Here is a 1658-nt window from a genome sequence, read left to right on the forward strand (position 1 = left end):
CAGGGAGCAGGCACCGCTATCGGTTGCACGCCCCGAGCATCCGCCCGCGCACAACTACGCCTTGATCGGCTACACCACTCGGCGGGACACCATCGCATCGAGCAGGGACTCCTTTTGCCGCAACGTACTCATATGAGTAGATAGCGGGCACAGGTCGGCCCGTACCCAGCCAGACGGGATAGCTCGTCAGTGAGGGGGCGCCCACACTCCCGGCACGACGAGGACGGGCCCCCGCTGGTTGGGCGATTGCGACGGTTGGGGTGTCGGGTCGTGGTGGTGTGTGGTGTTCGGGGCGTTTGAGGGCCCAGTTGGACATCTTGCGTTTGATCACGCGGGGGTTGGAGCGCAATCGCCGTGGGGGCAGGAGACGTTCGCGGATCTCACGCAGGGTCGTGGTGAGCGCCCGGGCGAGTCGGGAGGGGGGAAAATGCCGCCTGGCCGGTGACCTGGCGGCGGGCGACGCACAGGGTGCGGGTGGAGGAGATCCGGTCGGGATCACGGCCGGCGTGACGGGCGGCTTGATGCATCAGGTCGCGCAGCGCGTGGTGGACGAGAAGGAAGCCGAAGATCTCCTGCTCGACCCCGGCCGGATGCCGGGAGCGCAGGACGAGGCGGGGCCCGCCCTGGTGCGTCTTGATCTCGTCCAGTGTGGTCTCGATCTCCCAGCGTTCGGCGTAGAGCAGGGCCAGTTCGGCCGCCGGTGCGGCCCGCGGGTCCAGGATCGTGGTGACCAGCCGGTAGACGGTGCCTTTGGAGCCGCGCGGGCCCAGGGTGTACTCGATCACGCGTACCCGCACCGGGTCGGTGCGGCGGCTCTTGTCCCTGGCGGCGACGATCTCGGACAGGTAGGAGCCGTCGTCGAACGAGGCCAGCAGGGGCAGGACCGTGTTGCTCCGGGCCCGCCACAGCAGGTCCGCGCCGGTCGCGGCGGCGGCCCGCCACAGGTCGAAGCCGTGGAAGCCCCGGTCGGCCAGCAGGAGCATCCCGGCGCTCAGACGCGGGAACAGGCGCCGGGCAAGGACCGTCTCGGCATCCGACAGCGGGCCAACCTCGGCGGCGAAGACCGCATGGGTCCCGCACTCGACCAGCGCGGCGGCCCTGGCCTGCGGGTACGCGCTTCTGCCCTGCCCCCGGGAAGTCCCCGGACGGCCGAAGAACTCCCCGTTGGCCCCGGTGTCGGGCAGGTCGAACGTCGTACCGTCCACCGCGACCAGCCGCCAGCCGCGATACCAGGCGCCCGCCGTCCCCGCCGTCCCTGCCGTCGCCACCGGCCGGCACACCCGGGCGAACAACGCCTTCAGCGGCTCGGCCGCCAGCCGCAGCCTCGCTCTGCCGACCGCCGCCGTCGTCGGCACCCTCCACGACCCCGAACGCTCCAGCCCGTGGGTGAGCAGCCGCGCGACCTCCTCATACCCCTGGCCGGAGAACAAGCACATCGCGAGCACGAAATACACCACCACCCTTGCAGGCAGCAACCGTTGACGCTGCTCGACCCGCCCGCACTCCGCCACCACCTCATCCACCAGCTCCGGCGGAAACGCCCGGGTCAGCACCCCGAGCGCAGCCGGACGCGTCGCCGTTTGACCCGCCCGGCCTCGACGTCGGTGTCCTGTCCGACTTGTTCCTTGCTGTCGCCCCCTTTGAGCGGGTCTTCTCCT

The 1658-nt window shown here is 70.7% G+C and carries 1 protein-coding gene and 1 pseudogene; both read right to left on the reverse strand.

Going from position 1 to position 1658, the window contains the following annotated elements; all coding sequences use genetic code 11:
* Window positions 1-128 precede the first annotated feature (128 nt).
* A complete protein-coding gene (locus AB0389_RS37815; protein WP_366400123.1) occupies window positions 129-350 on the reverse strand; it encodes a DUF6011 domain-containing protein in 222 nt (73 codons plus the stop codon).
* Between the two features lie 30 nt (window positions 351-380).
* Window positions 381-1562: pseudogene (locus tag AB0389_RS37820) on the reverse strand (IS4 family transposase); the annotation flags it as partial.
* Window positions 1563-1658: the final 96 nt, after the last annotated feature.

This window comes from Streptomyces sp. NPDC093109 (assembly GCF_040701725.1).
In the GTDB taxonomy this organism is placed as follows: Bacteria; Actinomycetota; Actinomycetes; order Streptomycetales; family Streptomycetaceae; genus Streptomyces.